Source organism: Kaistia soli DSM 19436 (assembly GCF_900129325.1).
GTDB classification, from domain to species: Bacteria; Pseudomonadota; Alphaproteobacteria; order Rhizobiales; family Kaistiaceae; genus Kaistia; species Kaistia soli.
Genome location: NZ_FQUP01000004.1, coordinates 324,979 through 343,422 on the forward strand (window position 1 = coordinate 324,979; position 18,444 = coordinate 343,422).

Sequence of the window (18,444 nt, forward strand, 5' to 3'; positions counted from 1 at the left end):
AGCCGGTGAAGAGGTGCAAGCAGGGCGGCGTGAAGGTCTTGCCGGGGCAGAGCCTGCTGCTCAGGCCGTTTCGCGCATGATCCTGTCCCAAAGTGCCGTAACCTCCTCGCGCATCATCAGCGCATCGCTCCAGCGGTCGGACAGATCATTGCCGTCCGGGCCGGCGATCGCATAGGGCTGAGGTCCAAGCTCGCAGACGAAGGATAGTTCCGCGTTGTCGGCCGAGCGGCGTCGCCATGAGCGCATGCCGTAGTCCCACCAGCCGAGGAAGAGGTCGAGCCATTTGCGGTGATGCGGGAATGATATCTCGATCTGAACCTGCTCTCGGCTAGCGACGCGGCCGTGCAGAGCCCATGAATTGTCGAGAACGCGGTGGATATAAGCGTGGTTCTCCGCGCTGACCGGATCGGCGAATTCGCGCCCGACCAGGAAATGCGAGAGATCGGCCAAAAGCTTCAGATCTGGAAAGCGGTCGAGCAGATCGAGCACGAAATAGAGGTCGGTCGTCATCCGGTCGCGATGCGTCTCGATATAGACTGGAAAGTCGACCTCTTCCGCGAGACGCATCCACCCCTCGATCAGCGGCACGCATTCCGCGACCGTCCGCGGGCGAACATCCGGCTGGATATCGAGATGATGCAGTCCGGTCTCGGTCGCGATCTCGAGCACCGGCTTGAGATCGTCGATGGTCTGCGGGAAACACTGCCCTTCCGCGACCATGCCATGCGGCTTCAGCATCGCCGCGATCCGCTTCGAGCGGTCCCGGTCACGCCAGTCGGTCGAGACGCCGTCATAGCGCGCCTCGATGATCATCTCGACATTCTTCTCAAGCGAGCGCTCGAGCCCGTCGGTCTGCCGCCGCTCCATCGCCCAGAGCGACTGCAACACGATCAGTTTCTGCATTCTCGTCCCCTCCCCAGGGTCTTCGTCCTGCTGCCGCCTTCAGTTCCTCGCCCGCAGCACGCGTCGCACGACGGCCGGCGTCGACAACCCCTGCACGATGACGGAGAAGATCACGACCGTGTAGCAGATGGCGGTCAGCGTCTCGCGATACGGGCTGTCTGGCAAGGCCAGCACCAGCGCGATCGAGATGCCGCCGCGAAGTCCGGTCCAGGTCAGCACGCCCACGGCGCGCGCGGTTTCGCCATGCGGCCGGTGTCCGAGAGCGAGCGGCACGGCAACGCTGACGAAGCGCGCCAGGATCGAGAGCGGGATCGCGGCGAGGACCGGCCAGAACCCGGCTGCCCCGATCGGTATCTCCAGGATCTCGAACCCCATCAGCATGAACAGCAGCGTGTTGACGATCTCGTCGACCATCGACCAGAAGTCGTGGATCCGGCGCCGCCAGATGGCATCGAGATCGCGCTTGGCCTGGAAATGGCTGAGCGTCAGTCCCGCCACGACGACCGCGATCGGCCCTGACAGTTCGAGCAGCGCCGCCATGCGATAGGTCGCGAAGACGAGCGCCAGCGAGATCGTGACGACGAGATGTTCCTCGCGGATGTGTTGCATGGCGAAGCGCGCGACGAGCCCGGTCGCGAAGCCGAGCAGCGCGCCGCCGCCGCCATCGACGAGGAATGTCAACAACAGGCGGCCATGGCCGACAACGGCTTCGTCGCCCGTCGCCGTGGCCAGCGCTGCGAAATACAGCACGACGGCGGCGCCATCGTTGAAGAGGCTCTCGCCGGTGATGAGATCGCGGATCTCGGACGGCATCTTCACCTTGGCGAGCAGTTGCTCGACGGCAACGGCGTCGGTCGGCGCGAGAATGGCGCCGAGCACCAGGCACCAGGCGAGCGGCACGGAGAAGCCCGCATAAGCGAGCACCGCTTGGATGCCGAAGGCGAAGATCACCATCGCGATGACCACGCCGAAGGTCACCAGCAGGAAGATGGGCCGCGCGCGCCGCCGCAACCCGGCGGCATCCGTCGTCAGGCTGGTGGCGAAGAGGAGCAGCGCCAGGACACCGTCGAGCAGGACATCAGACAGGTCAGCATTGGCGAGGCGGGCGCCGGTGCGCGCGGCGACATGGATGTGCGGCGTCAGCCAGGAGGCGGCGATCATGCCGAACGAGACGACGAGCGATCCGATCAGCAGCGCGATCACCCGCGGCAGGCGGCCGAACCGCTCATTGATCAGGCCGATACCGGCAGCCAAGACGAAGAGCAGCGAAATATAATCGAAACTCGTCAGCATGCCGCTCCCCTGGCGTCCCCGCTTCGCGCCGCGTTTGCTAGCATGGCGCGTACGAAGTCGTCACATCCCGTCAAGAAATTTGCTCTACTCCTGTTGGAAACACGTCGATCATCGATGTTTTGAGAGGGAACGGACCTATGCAGCTTGGGATCATCGGATTGGGCCGGATGGGCGGCAATATCGCCAAGCGCCTGATGGACGGCGGCCACACGACCGTCGTCTATGACCGCAGCACCGACGCGGTCAAGGCGTCCGTTTCGGCCGGCGCTACCGGCGCATCGAGCCTCGAGGATCTCGTCGCCAAGCTCGCCAAGCCATGCGCGATCTGGGTCATGCTCCCGGCCGGCGCGCCGACGGAGGACACGATCACCGCGCTCGCAGCCATGCTCGCGCCCGGCGATACGCTGATCGACGGCGGCAACAGCTTCTACAAGGACGACATCCGCCGCGCGAAAGCGCTGGCCGAGAAGGGACTTAACTATATTGACGTCGGCACGTCCGGCGGCGTCTGGGGCCTCGAGCGCGGCTATTGCATGATGATCGGCGGCGACGCGGCCGAGGTGATGCGCCTAGACCCGATCTTCGCGACGCTTGCCCCCGGCCTCGGAACCATTGAGCGCACGGCCGGCCGCACCAAGACCGACGACCGCGCCGAGCACGGCTACATCCATGCCGGCCCCGCCGGCGCCGGCCACTTCGTCAAGATGGTCCACAACGGCATCGAATACGGCATGATGCAGGCCTATGCCGAAGGCTTCGACGTGCTGAAGATGAAGAATTCCAACAATCTGCCGCCCGAGGAGCGCTACGACCTCGACATGACCGACATCGCCGAGGTCTGGCGGCGCGGCTCGGTCATCTCCTCCTGGCTGCTCGACCTGACGGCGCTCGCGCTCGCCAGCGACGCCGAGCTTGCGAAATATTCGGGTTCGGTCGCCGACAGCGGCGAGGGCCGCTGGACGGTCGAGGCAGCCATTGAGGAAGCGGTTCCGATCCCGGTCCTCGCCACCGCCCTCTTCGCCCGCTTCCGCTCGCGCGAGGAGCATACCTATGCCGACCGCCTGCTCTCGGCGATGCGCTTCGGCTTCGGCGGCCACGTCGAAATCCCGCAGTAAGCGAGACTTCACGGACGGCGGCCCTCGTCGCCGTCCGTCGATGCGCCTTTGCATCCTTCCATCGTCTGCCACGTTGAGAGGTCCTCAACAGGAGCAGACGTCATGGCCATTGCCACGCAGATCCAGGAACACGCTGACATCATCGGCGCCGACGGCGTTCATGTCGGAACCGTCGACAAGATCGAGGGCGACCGTATCAAGCTGGTCAAGAAGGACAGCGGCGAAGGCCACCATCTCGGCCATCACCACTTCATTCCGCTCGGCCTCGTCGCCGACGTCGAGAACGGCACGGTCCGCCTCTCGGCCAATGCCGACGTCGCCGTGACGCTGGAAGAAGAAGAGGGTGGCAGCTCGGTCGAGCAGTAGCCGCTGCAAGCTTCATTGGGCCCCGCGCTCGCGAGAGCGTGGGGCCCAATGCTGTTCAGGCACTGGCAACTGCGGCGAGATCGGCCGCGATCGCGCCGAGATCGATGCCGTTGACGAGTTCGAGTGTCGCCATGATGTCGTCGGGTGCCTTGAGGCTGTCCGACCAGGCAGCCACCATCGCGCCCGAGATCAGCGCCACCGTGTCGCTGTCGGCGCCCTCATTGGCCGCGGCGACGATGGCCGAGAAAGGGTCTTGTCCCACAGCGACGGCAAGGCCGACGGCGGCGGGGACGGCTTCCGCCATCGGAAGGCCCGCGCCGATCACGGCGCCGAGTTCGGTCATGCAGGCCTCGATATCGCCGCGATAGCGCTCACCGATCGCGACCGCGAGTTCCATCCGCCTGAACACGCTTGGCCCCGGCGCAAGGCGGCCGCGGGTCGCGGCAAGGCGATCACCCGCTTCGGCCCCCGCGAAGGCAGCCTCGGCAAGCGACAGGGTCTTGCCCGCTCGCGACACGCCGCCGGAAAGACCGATCGCCACGACGGCCGCGACCGCGCCGGCGCCGGCATAGGCGATCTGCGTGTTATGGGTCGGCGCCGAGAGTGTCGCCGCGACATCCACGGCCCCGTCGATATCGCCCGGGCGGATGCAGCCAGCGACCGGCGCGCGCATCGCAGCGCCGTTGGTGGTCCCCACCGCGACCGAATAGCGGGCCGGCGTCGCGACGAGACGCGGATCCTCGCCCGCACGCATCCGGTCGATGGCGGCCTGCGTCGAGGGACCCGCAAACTTGCCGAAGCCGCGCGGATCATCGGCCCAGGCGATCAGCGCCTTGGCCGCATGCTCGATCGTCGGATGGCCGCCGGCTTCGATGATCACCTGCGCCATCGCGAGGAGCTGCGTCGCGTCGTCTGTGAGAGATCCCGGAGTGGCACCGTTCGAGAACGGCGCCATCGGCGGCGCCGGCACGAAATGCGTGATGCGCCCACCGAAGACCTTGCGAATCTCGGCTGGGTGCATCGCCTCCGGCGGCGCCCCGAGGGCATCGCCGAGGCAGGCAGCCGCCAGCACGAGTTCGATCCGTTCGGCGAGATTGAGCGAGGCGGTCACGCGTTGATGCTCCTTGGAGAAATGGATCAGAGGCCGAGGCGGTCGCGATCGACCGAGCCGAAGCCGAGGAAATCAGCCGCAACGCGGGTCGCGAGCCGTGCGGCAGCAAAGAGGCTGTCGCCCCGATGGAGGCCGAAGGCGAGCCCGGCGAGGAAGGTGTCGCCGGCGCCGGTCGTGTTGAGCGGCTTCACCGGCACAGCCAGGATGTGCTCGGTCGCTGCACCATCGAACACGAGAACACCCTCAGCGCCGAGCGTGACGCAGACGCGCTGCCCGGAGATGGCGATCGCCCGGGCGAAGCGTTCGGCGCGATCGAGCAACGCGCCCGTGACCGCTTCGCGCGCCGACCATGCGTCGAGCGTCGTCTGGTTGGAGCACACGATGTCGGCCGCCGCCATGACGGCGAGAGCCGCCTCCCAGCCAAACACGCTGATGCCCGTCGCCTCGATATCGACAATCGTGGTGGCACCGCCGGCTCGGGCCCGCGCCAGCACACGCGCCATCTGCGCGGGATCGAAGAAGTTGAGCGTCACGATATCGCCGGGCTCGACGGTGAGCCCCTCGCCGAGGCGACCTCCGAGCTCGGGTGCCGCCGGCGCCAGGACGAGCGCTTTCTCGCCGGTGCGATCGACGAGAATGGCGCAGCTTCCCGTCGCGACGCCGGCAAGGCGCGCGATTTCGACGGAAAGTCCGGCAATGGCGGATAACTCGGCCACCACCGCAGCGCCGGTCGGATCGTCGCCGACTGTGCCGTGATAGGTGACGGCGGCGCCGAGTGCGGCTAGCGCACGAGCGACGAACACGCCCTGCCCGCCTGCGCCTTCATGAAAGGCAGCCGCGAACATCTTTTCGTCATGGACCGGCAGATGGTCGACCTCGAACACGCGGTCCATGTCGGCGGTCGAGAGGCAGTGGATACGCGCCATAATCAGGCAGGGTCCTAATCGGGGATCAGTTCGAAGCGATCGACGTCGAACATGCCGCGATCTGTGATCTTGAGATGGGGAATGACCGGCAGCGGCAGGAAGGCGATCTGCAGGAAAGGCTCGGGCAGTGTGCAGCCGAGCCCATAGGCCGCCTCGCGCAGGTGATGCAATTCCCCCCGCACCGCGTCAAAGGGTAGATCGGATATCAGGCCTGCGATCGGCAGCGTCAGCTCGGCGACGACGCGGCCATCGGCGGCAACGACGAAACCGCCGCCTGTCTTCCGCAGCCGGTTGACTGCGACGGCCATGTCGGAGTCGTCGGCGCCGATGACCGTGATGTTGTGGCTGTCATGCCCGACCGAGGAGGCGATGGCCCCGCGCTTCAGCCCGAAGCCGGTGACGAAGCCGCGGCCGATATTGCCATTCTTGCCGTGCCGCTCGACCACCGCGACCTTGACGATGTCACGGGCGAGATCGGGCACGCTGTTGCCGTCCTCGACCGGGAGGATTGCCCGCTCATGCCGCGTGATGATCAGCCCGGCGGTGACGCCGATGACCGGGCTTTCCTGGTTGCCGCGCCGCCCCGAGATGGCGAAGCTCTCCGCCGTGACTTCGTTCGCCTTGACCGACCCATAGCCGACCGGCGAAACCGTGCCGCGCGCCTCGAACAGCGCGTCTGAAACGAGCCGCCCGGCCGAAACCACATCGGATACGCTGCAGGCTTCGAGATCGTCGACGAGGACGAGATCGGCCCGCCAGCCGGGCGCTACGAGCCCGCGATCATGCAGCCCGAAGGCGCGCGCGGCAGACCAGCTCGCCGCACGATAGACATGGTGCAGCGGCCGCCCGCGCGCGATCAGCATGCGGATCAATCCGTCGAGATGCCCCTCCTCCGCGATATCGAGCGGATTGCGGTCGTCGGTGCAGAGCGCCATGAAGGCCGATGAATTCTCATCGAGAACCTCGGCGAGCGCCGCGAGATCCTTCGAGACCGATCCCTCGCGGATCAGCACCACCATGCCCTTGGCGAGCTTCTCGCGCGCCTCAGCGGCGGTCGTCGCCTCATGGTCGGTGCGGATGCCCGCGGCGAGATAGCCGTTGAGCGCCATGCCGCGCAAAAGCGGCGCATGGCCGTCGATATGCTTGCCCTGGAACGCGACGAGCTTGGCGATGACGTCGGGCGCAGCAGCCAGCACGCCCGGGAAATTCATGAACTCAGCGAGCCCGATGACCTTCGGATGATCGGCGAACGGCAGGAGGTCGTCGATGAGCAGCTCCGCCCCGGCCGTCTCGAACGCCGTAGCCGGGACGCAGGACGAGAGATTGACGCGGAGGTCCATCGCCGTCTGCTCGGCGCAATCGAGAAAATAGCGGATGCCCGCCGCGCCCAGCACATTGGCGATCTCGTGCGGATCGCAGATCGCCGTGGTCACGCCATGCGGCAGTACGCAGCGATCGAATTCGAGCGGCGTCACCAGCGAGGATTCGACATGGAGATGCGTGTCGATGAAACCCGGCACACAGAACCGCCCGCGCCCGTCGATCTCCGTCTGCCCCTGATAGCGGCCATGCGTCCCGACGATCCGGTCCGCGACGATGGCGATGTCGGTCTCACTGATCGCGCCCGTGACGACATCGAGCATGCGGACGTCGCGGATGACGAGGTCGGCCGGCTCCTGACCCTGCCCGGCCTTGATCATTCTCGTCAGTGTGGCCGCGTCCGTCATGCCAATCCGGTTCTCCGTTGCGGCGCCGACCGTAACGCAGCCAGCGCGCCTGTCCAGCGCCGCCGACCGGAGGCCAAGAACGGGCGTTGACTATGTCATACAATATGCCAATGATGAAGAACCGAGCATGAGGAATTTCGATGCAGCAGGACTTCGAACAGGCATTGCAGACCGCGTTTCGCGAATATGCCGCCTTCTACAAGGGCCGAGGCTTCATGCGCCGCCTTGGCTATGGATCGCGTCCGGCCATCGTTAATGTCGATCTCGCCAAGGCTTGGACGACCAAGGGCAGCGCCTTTGCCTGCGACGGCATGGATGTGATCATCCCGTCGACGCAGAAGCTGATTGCCGCCGGCCGCGCGCTCGGCATTCCGATCGTCTACACGACCTGCGCCTATGACATCGTCGAGGGCCCCCATGCCGATACCGGCCTCTGGGGCAAGAAGATCCCGCTCGAACATCTGAAGGCTGGCAGCCCGCTCTGCGAGATCGACGAGCGGCTCGAGCGGCGCGACGACGAATTGCTGATCGTCAAGAAGCGCGCCAGCGCCTTCCAGGGCACCGACCTTGCCGGCTATCTCACCAGCCTCGGCGTCGACACGGTGATCCTGACCGGCGTCACGCTCTCGTCCTGCGTCCGCCTCTCCTGCGAAGATGCGCTCTGGGCCGGCTTCCGGCCGATCGTCGTGCGCGAATGCGTCGGCGACCGGATCGCGGGCGCGGTGGAATGGAACCTCTTCGACATCGATGCCAAGTTCGGCGATGTCGAGCCGCTCGAAGGCGTTCTCGCCTACCTTGCAGGTCTCGCATCGGCGGAGGCACGCTGATGGCCTCGATCGGCGTTGACGTCGGCGGCACCTTCACGGACCTCGTTCTCGAACGCGACGATGACGGTCCGGGCGGCCGCCGCGTCTTCGTGCACAAGGTTCCCTCGACGCCATCGGACCAGTCGATCGGCGTCGTCGCGGGCATTCTCGCGATCTGCCGCATCGCTGGGCTTGATCCGAAGGCCGTACGCCGCGTCGTGCATGGCACGACGGTCGCCACCAACATCACGATCGAGAAGAACGGCGCCGAAGTCGGCATGCTGACCACGCGGGGTTTCCGCGACCTGCTGCACATCGCCCGTCACAAGCGCCCGCATAATTTCTCGCTGCATTTCGACGTGCCGTGGCAGTCGAGCCCGCTGGTCAAGCGCCGTAACCGCATGCCGATCACCGAGCGCATCATGCCGCCGGACGGGCGCATCGAGACACCGATCGATCTCGACGAGGTTCGCGCCGCCGCCCGCGAGCTGAAGGCGCGCGGCGTCGAGGCCGTCATCGTCTGCTTCCTGTTCTCGTTCCTCAACGACGCGCATGAGCGCGCCGCGCTCGAAATCCTGCGCGAGGAAATGCCGGACGCCTTCATTTCCGGCTCGTCCGAAGTCGCCAATGTCATCCGCGAATTCGAGCGCTTCTCGACCACGGCGATGAACGCCTATGTCGGCCCGCGCACGGCGCGCTACCTGCGCAATCTCGAAACCCGCCTCGCCAGCGAAGGCGTCGACGCTGAACTCCGCATCATGCAGTCGAATGGCGGCATCGGCACGGTCGCGACCTGTTCCGAGCGCCCGGTGACGATCCTGATGTCGGGTCCCGCCGGTGGCGTCATCGGCGGCCGCTGGGCCGGCGCGATGTCGGATGTCGACAATGTCATCACGATCGACATCGGCGGCACCTCGGCTGATATCGGCGTCATCGCCGACGGCAATATCCGCATCATGAACCCCCGCGACACGGTGGTCGGCGAGCATCCGGTGCTCGCCCCGATGCTCGATCTCGACACGATCGGCGCCGGCGGCGGCTCGATCGCCTTCCGCGACGAGGGCGGCGCCTTCCGCGTCGGCCCGCGCTCGGCGGGCGCTGCTCCCGGGCCGGCCTGCTACGGCAAGGGCGGCACGGAGCCAACTGTCACCGATGCGCATGTCGTGCTCGGCCGCCTTGACCCCGAACGTTTCCTCGGCGGCGACATGGCGATCGATCCGGCGCTCGCCGAAAGGGCGGTACGTGAGAAGATCGCCGAGCCCTTCGGCATGAGCCTGATCGAAGCGGCGCTCGGCATCGTGACGATCGTCAACGCCAATATGGCCCTCGCCATCCGCTCGAATTCCGTGGCGCGCGGCTTCGACCCGCGCCGCTTCTCGCTGATGCCCTTCGGCGGCGCCGGCCCGCTGCACGGCGTGGCGCTCGCCGAGGCCGTCTCGGCGAAGGACGTCATCGTCCCGCCGGCCCCGGGCATCACCGCCGCCATGGGACTGCTGGCGACGCGCCTCGCCTATGAGTTCACGCGTTCGACCCCGACACTCATCTCCGGTCCCGCCGCCGGGCCGTTCGAGGCCGCCAATGCGACGCTCGAAGATCTGGCGGCACTCGCCGCAGAGCGCCTCGCCGCCGACGGCATTGAGACGGCGGCGCACAAGTTCGAGCGTGTCGCCGAATGCCGCTACCAGGGTCAGGGCTTTGAACTCAGGACGCCCCTTCCCGACGGCCCGATCACGGCCGAAACGGCATCGGCAATCGCCGATGCCTTCCATGCCGTGCATGAGCGCGACTACGGCTATCGCTTCGACGACGCGGTGATCGAGATCGTGACGCTGCGCGTCATCGGCTTCGCCGAGGTGCCGCCGCTGACCTGGCCCGAACTGCCGGACGCGACGTCATCAGACCTTTCGCACGCGCTTCTCTATGTGCGCCCCACCACCTTCGACGACGGCAAGACGGTGGAAACGCCGCGCTATGACCGCGACAAGCTGGCGGCCGGCCATGTCGTTCCCGGCCCGGCGATCATCCAGCAGCATAATTCGACCACGCTGGTGCCGCCCGGATTCACGGCCCGCGTCCACCGGTCCGGCAACATCCATATCGCCCGTGAGGTGACAGCATGAGCATCGATCCCGTCACGCTCCAGGTCATCGGCGGCGCGCTGCACACCATCGCCAAGGAGATGGCCTACGTCCTCTACCGGATGTCCTTTTCCTCGATCATCCGCGAAAGCGAGGATCTCGGTGCCGGTCTCTTCAACCGCGATTTCGCGACGCTGTGCGAGAGCGACAACACCCCGCTGCATATCGGCTCGATCCCCGGCTACCTCCGCGGCATTGACGCCTCGATGACCACGCCCTGGCGCGAGGGTGACGTCGTCATCCACAACCATCCCTATTTCGGTGCCAGCCACTCGCCGGACATCGCGGTCGTGGTGCCCGTATTCTTCGAGGGCCGCCATGTCGGCTTCGCCGCCAACACCGCCCATCACGTCGATATCGGCTCGGCGACGCCCGGCCTCATCGTCGACATTCAGGACATCTTCGGCGAGGGCATGCTGCTGAAGGCGGTGAAGCTCGTCGAGGGCGGCGTCCGCAACGAGACGGTGTGGAACTATCTTCGCAACAACAGCCGCGTCGGCAAGCAATTGCAGGACGACCTCGGCGCGCAGATCGCCTCGGCGGAGCTCGGCGCACGCCGCTTCCAGGAGCTCTATGCGACCTATGGCGCCGCGACGGTGGAGGAAGCCTCCGCCGAACTGATGAACTACACCGAGCGCATGCTGCGCAGAAAGATCGCCGAGATTCCGGACGGCGATTACTACGCCGAAAGCTGGCTCGACGATGACGGCCGCAACCGCAATGTCCGCCTGCCGATCAAGGTCTGCGTGCGCATCCGCGGCGACGAGGCTGAGGTCGACCTGACCGGCTCCTCGCCGCAGGTTCCGACCGCCTTCAACGTGCCCTTCGAGGGCTCGACCAAGGTCGCCTGCTATGTCGCCTTCCGCTCGCTGCTGCTCGACGCCGCGACCTCGGCCGTGCCCGTGCCGGCCAATGAAGGCTCGTTCCGGCCGATCAAGGTGACGGCGCCGAAGGGCACGATCTTCAACCCGATCTTCCCGACCGCCGCTTCGGCCCGCTTCTCCCAATGCAACCGCATGATCGACTGCATCATCCGTGCGCTCTCGCCGGTGCTGCCCGAAACGTCGATCGCCGGTTCCTCGGCCTCGCTCTCCTTCGTCGCCTATTCGGGCCTTCGCCAGAGCGGCGACTATTGGGTGTTCATCGAGGTCAACGAAGGCGCCTATGGCGGCCGCCCGCGCTCGGACGGACCGGATTCGATCGACAACCTCATGGCCAACACCCGCAACAACCCGATCGAGGATCTCGGCATGCATCTGCCGATGATCTGTGACCGCTACGAACTGCGCGACGATGTCGAATGCGGCGCCGGACGCTTCCGCGGCGGCATCGGCGTCGTCAAGGAGCAGCGCCTGCTCGAAGGCGGATGGATGACGCACGAAGCAGAACGCCATACCGACGCCCCCTGGGGCCTTTTCGGCGGCCATGAAGGCGCGCCCGGCCGCGTCGACATCTTCAACCACGCAGACCCCATCGGCACCGCCGAGGCGCAACACGCCAAGATCTCGGGCGTCGTCATGAAGCCCGGCGATACCATGGCCTTCTATTCGCCCTGCGGCGGCGGCTTCGGCGATCCGCTGGAGCGACCGGCGGACCGGGTGCTCGACGATGTGCTCGACGGCTTCTGCAGCCGTGCCTATGCCGAACGTGCCTATGGCGTCGTCATCGACGAGCGCCTGACGCTCGACTCGGATGCAACGGCCGCGAAGCGCGCGGCGATGGTGGCTGCGCGATGACCCTCATTTCGGTTCCCGGCCTGCGTATCCGCCGGCAGTTCGTGCTCGCCGAGACGACGTCCGCCGAGCAGTCCATCGAACGCGATCCGCCGCTGCGCAAGGTCGCGGTGGTCGCGGTGCTCCATAACCCTTATGCCGGCCTGCCGGTCGGCCCGCTCAACGACTTCATCGCGGCCAGCGCCGCGCTGGGCCGCGCCATGGCGGAAGCGGGCGTCGCCGCGATGAAGCCCTTCGGCATCGAGAGCTATGGCAAGGGGGCCGTGATCGGCCTTGCCGGCGAGCAGGAACACGGCATCGCGCTGATCACGACGCCGTTCGGCGACGCGCTGCGCGCCGCGATCGGAGGCGGGCAGGCCTGGATCTCGTCCTTTTCCAAGCGTGCGGCGCCGGGCGCCACGATCGACATTCCGCTCGCCCACAAGGACGCGCTCTATGTCCGCTCGCATTATGATGGCATGACGGTTCATCTGCCCGATGCGCCGCTGCCGGACGAGGTCGCGATCATCTGCTGCTTCGCCAATCGCGGACGCCTCAACCAGCGGCTCGGCGGCCTTGACGCCGCCGCGGTCGCGGGCGTCGACGGGCTGACATGATGAATGGGGGTCTCTCACTCCTTTCCGTGCGCCAACAGGTGTCCGCCGCCATTCGTGCCGCGATCCATGACGGCGAGCTGCCGCCCGGTGCCCGGCTCACCGAGCGTCAGATCTGCGAGCGGGCGGGCGTCAGCCGCACCATCGCGCGCGAGGTGGTGCGCGAACTCGAGGCGGAGCGCCTGATCGAAAGCAATCGGCGCAACGGCTTCGTCGTCGCCTCGATGAGCCTCAAGGAGATCGGCGATCTCTATGACATGCGCATGCTGCTGGAAGCGCGCGCCTGCATGCTCTGCGCTAAAGCGATGACGCCCGACATCGCGCGCCGGCTCGATCTTGCCATGGCGGCGATCGAAAGCGCCGCCGGCGGCGACGACCGCGAGGCGCAGCGCACCAGCAACACGCTTTTCTATGAGACGATCTTCGAGGCCGCCGACAATGTCGTGCTGGGCCAGATCCTGCATTCGCTGCATGGCCGCATCTCGTTCCTGCGCTCGCGCTCGATGTCGCGGCCGGGGCGGCCGCAGGCGAGCCTGCGCGAACTCAAGGCGATCCTCGCGGCGCTGAAGGCCGGCGACGGCGAGGCGGCGGCGCGGCTCAGCACGGCCCATATCGAAGCGGCGCGCGCCGTGGCACTGGCGGCGCTCGGGGAACACGGCCGAAAGGCCCAGGCATCGGCACGAGAGGACGTCGGAGCATGAGCATTCTGGTCACGGGCGCGAGCGGTTTCGTCGGGCTCAACATCGTCGAGCAACTGCTGACGCAAGGCGAGCATGTGGTGGCGCTGGCCGATCGGCCCCTGCCGCCGATCGCCGCCTTCGCCTTTTCCGAGTTACCCGGCCAGCTCACCAGCATCTGCGCCGATATCCGCCATCAGGACGGCATTCGCCGCATCCTCGCCGAACAGCAGGTGACGCGCGTGCTGCACGCAGCCGCGATCACCTCGAATGTGGCGCGCGAGCGCACCGAGAGCGGGCTTGTCGTCGGCGTCAACATGGCCGGGCTTGCCGCGGTCGCCGCCGCCAGCGCCGCTCATGGCGTCGAACGCTTCGTCTTCGTCTCGTCGAATGCCATTTTCGGCGGCGGTACGCCTGACTATGCCATGCTGGACGAGGATTGGCCCAAGGATCCCGGCAATCTCTACGCGCTCTCGAAATGGACCGGCGAGATGATCCTGGACAAGATCGGCAATGCCACCGGTCTCGACTGGGTCGCCGGCCGCCTCGCCGGCGTGTTCGGCCCGTGGGAATATCGCACCGGCATGCGCGACACGATGAACCCGGTCTTCCAGGCGAACAGCCTTGCGCTGGCCGGGAGCCCGGCCTTCCTGCCACGTCCCGGCCGCAGCAACTGGCATTTCTCGCGCGATGCGGCCGCGTCGCTGATCACGCTGCTGACCACTCCTGTCCACCGCCACGCAATCTACAATCTCGGCACGCCCTTCATCTGGTCGATCGGCGACTGGTGCGCACGGCTCACCGAACGCTTCCCCGCCTTCCGCTACCAGATCGGTGGGGAGATCGGCGAAGCGACCGAGATCAATCTCTATGGCGATCACGATGGCGGCATTCTCTCCTGGCAGCGTTTCGCCGAGGAGTTCGGGCCGACCGGCATCGCCGATCTCGACGCCGCTTTCGATCACCTGATGAACTGGCAAGCCGCGCATGACGCCTTCGGCCTTGAGCGGAGCGCCGCATGACCCTCGTCTACCGCGACTACGATCAGGACGGCCTGGACAAGCAATATGAGCGGCTCGTCGCCGACGACAGCTATGCGATCTTCGATCGCTGGCGCGCCCGCAGCGACGCGAGCGCCGCGCTACGCCCTGTCGTGCTCGACATCGCCTATGGACCCTCGGCCACCGAGGGGCTCGATGTCTTCCCGGCGAAAGACCCTCGCGCGCCGATCCTCATCTATATCCATGGCGGCTACTGGATCTGGAAGGACAAGGCGGATTTCCGCTTCGTCGCCGAGGGTGTCGTCGATGCAGGCGCGACGCTCGTCGTCATCAACTATGCGCTGACGCCCGTCCATCACATGGATGAGATCGTGCGGCAGGTCCGCGCCGCCATCGCCTTTGTCTGGAAGAATGCCGGCGCGCTCATCCCGGGTGACCGCGACCGCATCTTCCTCGCGGGCCATTCCGCAGGCGGCCACCTCACCGCCATCGCCGCCGCGACCGACTGGCCGGCCTTCGATCCGGAGCTGCCGGCCGAGATCGTGGCGGGCGGCGTCGCCGTTTCCGGCCTCTATGACCTCGAGCCCATCCGCCTGTCCTATCTGAACGAGACGGTCGGCCTCGACGCAGCCATGGCGGCCCGCAACAGCCCGCTCCACGCCGTCCGCCCGAACATGCCGCCACTCACCCTTGTCGTCGGCGGCGCCGAATCCGACGAATTCAAGCGGCAGCAGGCAAGCTTCGCCGCGGCGCTCGCGGCGGCTGGCAACAGCGTTGAGAGCGAAGAAGTCGCCGGACTTCATCATTTCGCGGTGATCGAAACCATCGCCGATCATGGCAGCCAGCTCCAGCGCGCCGTGCTCCGGCGCATCGGCCTCGGCTGAGGCTGAGGCTCGCGTCCCTTTGTGCGGGGCCGCGTGAGCAACCATCGATTCCGGGTTAAGCTGTCTCTTCCTGGCGACAAGCCGCAGAAAGGGAAGCCATGACCCCGACAGCACGCATCGTCCCTGCCAGAGCGACAGGCGCGAAGGCGCTTGGCGCGTCAGCTATCGGCGCCTCGGCGATCGGTTCCGCTGCAATCGGCGCCGTTGCGCTCGGCGCGATTGCGGTCGGGGCCATCGCCATCGGCGCGCTCGCCATCGGCCGGCTGCGCATTCGCGATGCGCGGATCGACAAGCTCTCGGTCGGCACGCTGACCGTCGACCGCCTCGAAATCCGCAAGCGCTGACGGCAGCCGCCGCGGCCTATTCGACCGGCTCGATGTCGCCCGGCTTCCAGCTCTTGTCGAACCACGGCTCCAGCGGGCCGTAGAGGCGAAGCAGCGTGTTCCAGCCCCGCCCGGGCATAGTTTGCACCCAGTTATTCTCGGCGCCCGCCGGCGCCTTGGGCCCGAACCAGATCGTCACCGAGCCATCGGCATCGGTCTTGAGGCCGGGATGGTGGCTGTCGACGCCGGCGGTCTTCTGGTCGGTCTCGAGAAGCCCGCGGGTCTGGTTGTCATAGACGACGAAGGACCAGAACTCCTTGGCCGGCACCGGGCCGGGCAGCGTCACCTTGTAGGTCTTGCCGCCATCGAGCGCATCGCCCTTGGCATCCTTGAACGAGCCGGCATAGGCCGAGCCCGAGCCGACCTTGGCGAAGGACATCGCCGGCGTGATGCCGGTCGCGTAGTAGAAGAACATCATCTGCGCGTCGAGCAGCCGCTCGGCACCGTCGAGGAACTGGTAGCTGCCGCCGACAAAGGGCGTGAACCACTGCCGGTCGGGATAGAACCTGGTGCGCGGATCGCGGCTGTCGACGAGGTTCGTGCGTGCGGTCGCATTGCCGACCGCCACGGCATCGGTGAGGATCGCCTTCATGCGCGCATCCGGCGCGAAGGGCTGGCCTTTGCGGATGCCGATCGAGGCGAACAGGCCGACCTTGTCGGGATCGAGGAAATCGGCCGGCTCGGCCTGCACCACCTGGTTCAGCTCGTCATAGAAGCTGAAATCGTTGGCGCTGATCGTGTTGAATTTCTTGCCCGAGATATTGACGAACTCAGCCTTCGGCGTCTCGCCGCTCTCGGTGGTGGCGTTCAGCGGATAGACATTCGTACCCGCCTTGGCATGAGCGACCGAGCCGGCGATATCGCCGTCCTTGACGAAGACGCGGAAGAAGACGAGCAGCGTGTTGGTGCGCGGCGCCTTGACGAAGTAGCCTTCGGACGGCAACTCGCCCTTGTAGCCCGGCGGCACGAACAAATATCGGCCGCCGCGCCCGGCATCCGGCCCGGTGAGGCCGACATCGGTGACCCAGCGGAAATAGCCGTCGTCGACCGGGCCGAGCACGCCGGTCGGCACTTCGAGCACCATCGGCCCCGCGCTTAGATCGAGACAGGTGAGCGCATAGACGGTCGTCGTGTTCGGCGTCAGGAACAGCGAGCGGGCGTCTTCGAGATCGTCCGTGATGGCGATGCCCTGGTTGGCCTTGGCGCCGACGCTCTCGACGCCGTTGCACAGGGCGCGCACGGAGGTCGCCGGCATGCCCTGCAGGAACGCCTCGACGCCGCGCGAGAAATCGAGATTGTCATAGACAAGCTTGACGGTCGCCTCATCCGGCACGCCGTTGTGGAAGCGCAGCGTGCCGAGGCGCGTCTCAACGCTGTCAGGCGTCGTGATCTTGGCCGGCACATCGGCCGAATAAGTCGGCGGTTCAGCCGAAGCCGCGCCGGCAGCCGCGATGACGAAACAGGCCGCAAGCGCCACGCGGTTGCGGAAGGTGATCACCAATCCCATCCCAAATCCCCCGAAAACGATGTTGTCCTCCTTCTAGGACGCCGCCCCACCCTTGTCACGGGCGGAGCTGGGGCGGAAAACGACGGTTGAGAAATACACCCGCTCCGGGTTCCCAGGCGGAGCGGAGATGCTGGCTGGTCCGTTCGAAAAGCGCCCGTTTTCGGGGCATCTGTAGCGCGAGCCAGACTCGTCTCTCTGCGCCAAGAGCGGTGATCCGGTTCGACACTCACACCGAAAGAGATCCTAGCCTTTGCGTTCCGATGATCGGCAACCGGGCACCGTGACCGGTTGCCCTGAGATCGACGGGCGGTACACCGAACTGGGATTTAAAGGCGCGGCTGAACGCAGCTTCGGAATTGTATCCGACCTGCCGCGCCACATCCCCGACGCGCGCATTGGCCTGTCGTAGCAACTCGTGCGCCAGCGTCAGGCGCCAGCGGGTCTGGTAGGACAGCGGACCCTCCTTGACCAGCAGCGAGAAGCGGTCGGCAAAGCTGGACCGGGACATTCCGACAGCGTTCGCGAGGTCGGCGACGGTCCACCTCCGAAATGGCTCGTCGTGGATGCACTTGAGGGCCCGGCTGATGCGCGGGTCGGCCAGCGCGCCCAGCCAGCCGGCGTCATCGGGATTTCTCGTCTGCGCCCATGTCCGGATCACGCGGATGATCAGCACATCGATGAGACGGGAGATCATGACCGAAGAGCCCGGATAGACGGTTTGGGCTTCCATCAGCATGAAATGGGAAAGTCCCTCCAGCCATCCACCGGTCTGTCCACCCGACTTTTCGATATGGATGACGGCAGGCAGCGCCGAGACGACCCAAGGCACAGCCGTGCTCTCGAAATGGAACGCACCACCGATGAGCCTCGTAGGCCGCCCGTTGCCGCCATGGCGGAGAGCGAAGCGCTCGTTCGTGAACTGCACATCCATCATGTCGTCGGCGTTCGCCGGATCCGCGCCGCCGCCATCCGTCAGGACGTGGCCGACGCCGCGCGGCAGCATCACCAGGTCTCCCGCGATTGCCTCGACGGACGGTTCCCCGGCCACCTCGACGGTGAGCCCTCCCTCGAGAACCACGAAGAAATAGGCCGATCCCGGTTGGAAGCGCAGCCCCCACGGATGGCCGAGATCAATTGAGAATACCAGTTCGCCGCGCAGTCTCACCAGGTCGAGCATTTGCGACAGCAGGTCGATCCGGGCGGCCAGCATGCTCGCAACTCTGGACGATGGAGCATGCCTTGCGGGGTCTCGGTCATGGTCACTCATGGCACGACATCCTA

Annotated in this window: 17 protein-coding genes; 10 read left to right on the forward strand and 7 right to left on the reverse strand. The window is 66.4% G+C overall.

The window, feature by feature from the left end:
- Nucleotides 1–60: 60 nt before the first annotated feature.
- The gene (locus BUB39_RS18235; RefSeq protein WP_073056271.1) at nucleotides 61–903 is read right to left on the reverse strand and encodes a xylose isomerase; all 843 of its coding nucleotides are present in this window, start codon (nucleotides 901–903) and stop codon (nucleotides 61–63) included.
- Nucleotides 904–942: 39 nt separating this feature from the next.
- Nucleotides 943–2,196, reverse strand: a complete 1,254-nt coding sequence (locus BUB39_RS18240) for a cation:proton antiporter (protein WP_073056273.1) — start codon at nucleotides 2,194–2,196, stop codon at nucleotides 943–945.
- Between the two features lie 137 nt (nucleotides 2,197–2,333).
- On the opposite strand from BUB39_RS18240, the gene gnd reads away from it, so the two are divergent.
- A complete protein-coding gene (gene gnd, locus BUB39_RS18245; RefSeq protein WP_073056275.1) occupies nucleotides 2,334–3,311 on the forward strand; it encodes a phosphogluconate dehydrogenase (NAD(+)-dependent, decarboxylating) in 978 nt (325 codons plus the stop codon).
- A 102-nt stretch (nucleotides 3,312–3,413) separates the two neighbouring features.
- Nucleotides 3,414–3,677 (forward strand): DUF2171 domain-containing protein, encoded by a 264-nt coding sequence (locus BUB39_RS18250; protein WP_073056277.1) that lies wholly within the window; start codon nucleotides 3,414–3,416, stop codon nucleotides 3,675–3,677.
- A gap of 55 nt (nucleotides 3,678–3,732) precedes the next feature.
- Here the strand turns inward: BUB39_RS18250 and BUB39_RS18255 are convergent, their stop codons facing one another.
- From BUB39_RS18255 to ade, 3 genes are read right to left on the reverse strand one after another with little or no spacing between them, the layout of a single operon-like run.
- Nucleotides 3,733–4,788, reverse strand: coding sequence for an ADP-ribosylglycohydrolase family protein (locus BUB39_RS18255; protein ID WP_073056279.1), 1,056 nt, complete (start codon nucleotides 4,786–4,788; stop codon nucleotides 3,733–3,735).
- A gap of 26 nt (nucleotides 4,789–4,814) precedes the next feature.
- Nucleotides 4,815–5,714 (reverse strand): carbohydrate kinase family protein, encoded by a 900-nt coding sequence (locus BUB39_RS18260; RefSeq protein WP_073056281.1) that lies wholly within the window; start codon nucleotides 5,712–5,714, stop codon nucleotides 4,815–4,817.
- Nucleotides 5,715–5,728: 14 nt separating this feature from the next.
- On the reverse strand, nucleotides 5,729–7,441 hold the full coding sequence (gene ade, locus BUB39_RS18265) for an adenine deaminase (RefSeq protein ID WP_073056292.1): 1,713 nt from the start codon (nucleotides 7,439–7,441) through the stop codon (nucleotides 5,729–5,731).
- A gap of 140 nt (nucleotides 7,442–7,581) precedes the next feature.
- Between ade and BUB39_RS18270 the strand changes: the two genes are divergently transcribed.
- From BUB39_RS18270 to BUB39_RS18305, 8 genes are all read left to right on the forward strand, one after another.
- Nucleotides 7,582–8,268: an isochorismatase family protein gene (locus tag BUB39_RS18270; RefSeq protein WP_073056294.1), complete on the forward strand. Its 687-nt coding sequence runs from the start codon at nucleotides 7,582–7,584 to the stop codon at nucleotides 8,266–8,268.
- A complete protein-coding gene (locus BUB39_RS18275; protein ID WP_073056297.1) occupies nucleotides 8,268–10,367 on the forward strand; it encodes a hydantoinase/oxoprolinase family protein in 2,100 nt (699 codons plus the stop codon). The genes BUB39_RS18270 and BUB39_RS18275 overlap by 1 nt, the downstream gene beginning before the upstream one ends.
- Entirely contained in the window at nucleotides 10,364–12,121 is a 1,758-nt protein-coding gene (locus tag BUB39_RS18280; RefSeq protein ID WP_073056299.1) for a hydantoinase B/oxoprolinase family protein, read from the forward strand. The genes BUB39_RS18275 and BUB39_RS18280 overlap by 4 nt, the downstream gene beginning before the upstream one ends.
- Complete coding sequence (locus BUB39_RS18285) at nucleotides 12,118–12,714, forward strand: amino acid synthesis family protein (RefSeq protein WP_073056310.1); 597 nt, start codon at nucleotides 12,118–12,120, stop codon at nucleotides 12,712–12,714. Before BUB39_RS18280 ends, BUB39_RS18285 begins: the two co-directional genes overlap by 4 nt.
- Nucleotides 12,711–13,412, forward strand: a complete 702-nt coding sequence (locus tag BUB39_RS18290) for a GntR family transcriptional regulator (protein ID WP_073056312.1) — start codon at nucleotides 12,711–12,713, stop codon at nucleotides 13,410–13,412. Before BUB39_RS18285 ends, BUB39_RS18290 begins: the two co-directional genes overlap by 4 nt.
- Nucleotides 13,409–14,410 (forward strand): NAD-dependent epimerase/dehydratase family protein, encoded by a 1,002-nt coding sequence (locus BUB39_RS18295; RefSeq protein ID WP_073056315.1) that lies wholly within the window; start codon nucleotides 13,409–13,411, stop codon nucleotides 14,408–14,410. Before BUB39_RS18290 ends, BUB39_RS18295 begins: the two co-directional genes overlap by 4 nt.
- Nucleotides 14,407–15,273: an alpha/beta hydrolase gene (locus BUB39_RS18300; protein WP_073056317.1), complete on the forward strand. Its 867-nt coding sequence runs from the start codon at nucleotides 14,407–14,409 to the stop codon at nucleotides 15,271–15,273. Before BUB39_RS18295 ends, BUB39_RS18300 begins: the two co-directional genes overlap by 4 nt.
- 98 nt (nucleotides 15,274–15,371) lie before the next feature.
- Nucleotides 15,372–15,617 (forward strand): hypothetical protein, encoded by a 246-nt coding sequence (locus BUB39_RS18305; protein WP_073056319.1) that lies wholly within the window; start codon nucleotides 15,372–15,374, stop codon nucleotides 15,615–15,617.
- Between the two features lie 16 nt (nucleotides 15,618–15,633).
- Here the strand turns inward: BUB39_RS18305 and BUB39_RS18310 are convergent, their stop codons facing one another.
- Together BUB39_RS18310 and BUB39_RS18315 are read right to left on the reverse strand one after the other, a co-directional pair.
- Complete coding sequence (locus BUB39_RS18310; RefSeq protein WP_073056320.1) at nucleotides 15,634–17,163, reverse strand: DUF1254 domain-containing protein; 1,530 nt, start codon at nucleotides 17,161–17,163, stop codon at nucleotides 15,634–15,636.
- 226 nt (nucleotides 17,164–17,389) lie between these two features.
- Nucleotides 17,390–18,373, reverse strand: a complete 984-nt coding sequence (locus BUB39_RS18315) for an AraC family transcriptional regulator (protein WP_244540300.1) — start codon at nucleotides 18,371–18,373, stop codon at nucleotides 17,390–17,392.
- Between the last annotated feature and the right edge of the window lie 71 nt (nucleotides 18,374–18,444).

Excerpts from the sequence above, each read along its gene's own strand:
- BUB39_RS18285 (WP_073056310.1), top strand. The coding sequence starts at position 12,118 with ATGACCCTCATTTCGGTTCCCGGCCTGCGTATCCGCCGGCAGTTCGTG.
- BUB39_RS18280 (WP_073056299.1), top strand. The coding sequence starts at position 10,364 with ATGAGCATCGATCCCGTCACGCTCCAGGTCATCGGCGGCGCGCTGCAC.
- BUB39_RS18305 (WP_073056319.1), top strand. The coding sequence starts at position 15,372 with ATGACCCCGACAGCACGCATCGTCCCTGCCAGAGCGACAGGCGCGAAG.
- BUB39_RS18260 (WP_073056281.1), bottom strand. The coding sequence starts at position 5,714 with ATGGCGCGTATCCACTGCCTCTCGACCGCCGACATGGACCGCGTGTTC.
- BUB39_RS18295 (WP_073056315.1), top strand. The coding sequence starts at position 13,409 with ATGAGCATTCTGGTCACGGGCGCGAGCGGTTTCGTCGGGCTCAACATC.
- BUB39_RS18270 (WP_073056294.1), top strand. The coding sequence starts at position 7,582 with ATGCAGCAGGACTTCGAACAGGCATTGCAGACCGCGTTTCGCGAATAT.
- BUB39_RS18290 (WP_073056312.1), top strand. The coding sequence starts at position 12,711 with ATGATGAATGGGGGTCTCTCACTCCTTTCCGTGCGCCAACAGGTGTCC.
- BUB39_RS18300 (WP_073056317.1), top strand. The coding sequence starts at position 14,407 with ATGACCCTCGTCTACCGCGACTACGATCAGGACGGCCTGGACAAGCAA.
- ade (WP_073056292.1), bottom strand. The coding sequence starts at position 7,441 with ATGACGGACGCGGCCACACTGACGAGAATGATCAAGGCCGGGCAGGGT.
- BUB39_RS18315 (WP_244540300.1), bottom strand. The coding sequence starts at position 18,373 with ATGCTGGCCGCCCGGATCGACCTGCTGTCGCAAATGCTCGACCTGGTG.
- BUB39_RS18240 (WP_073056273.1), bottom strand. The coding sequence starts at position 2,196 with ATGCTGACGAGTTTCGATTATATTTCGCTGCTCTTCGTCTTGGCTGCC.
- BUB39_RS18275 (WP_073056297.1), top strand. The coding sequence starts at position 8,268 with ATGGCCTCGATCGGCGTTGACGTCGGCGGCACCTTCACGGACCTCGTT.
- BUB39_RS18250 (WP_073056277.1), top strand. The coding sequence starts at position 3,414 with ATGGCCATTGCCACGCAGATCCAGGAACACGCTGACATCATCGGCGCC.
- BUB39_RS18235 (WP_073056271.1), bottom strand. The coding sequence starts at position 903 with ATGCAGAAACTGATCGTGTTGCAGTCGCTCTGGGCGATGGAGCGGCGG.
- BUB39_RS18310 (WP_073056320.1), bottom strand. The coding sequence starts at position 17,163 with ATGGGATTGGTGATCACCTTCCGCAACCGCGTGGCGCTTGCGGCCTGT.
- gnd (WP_073056275.1), top strand. The coding sequence starts at position 2,334 with ATGCAGCTTGGGATCATCGGATTGGGCCGGATGGGCGGCAATATCGCC.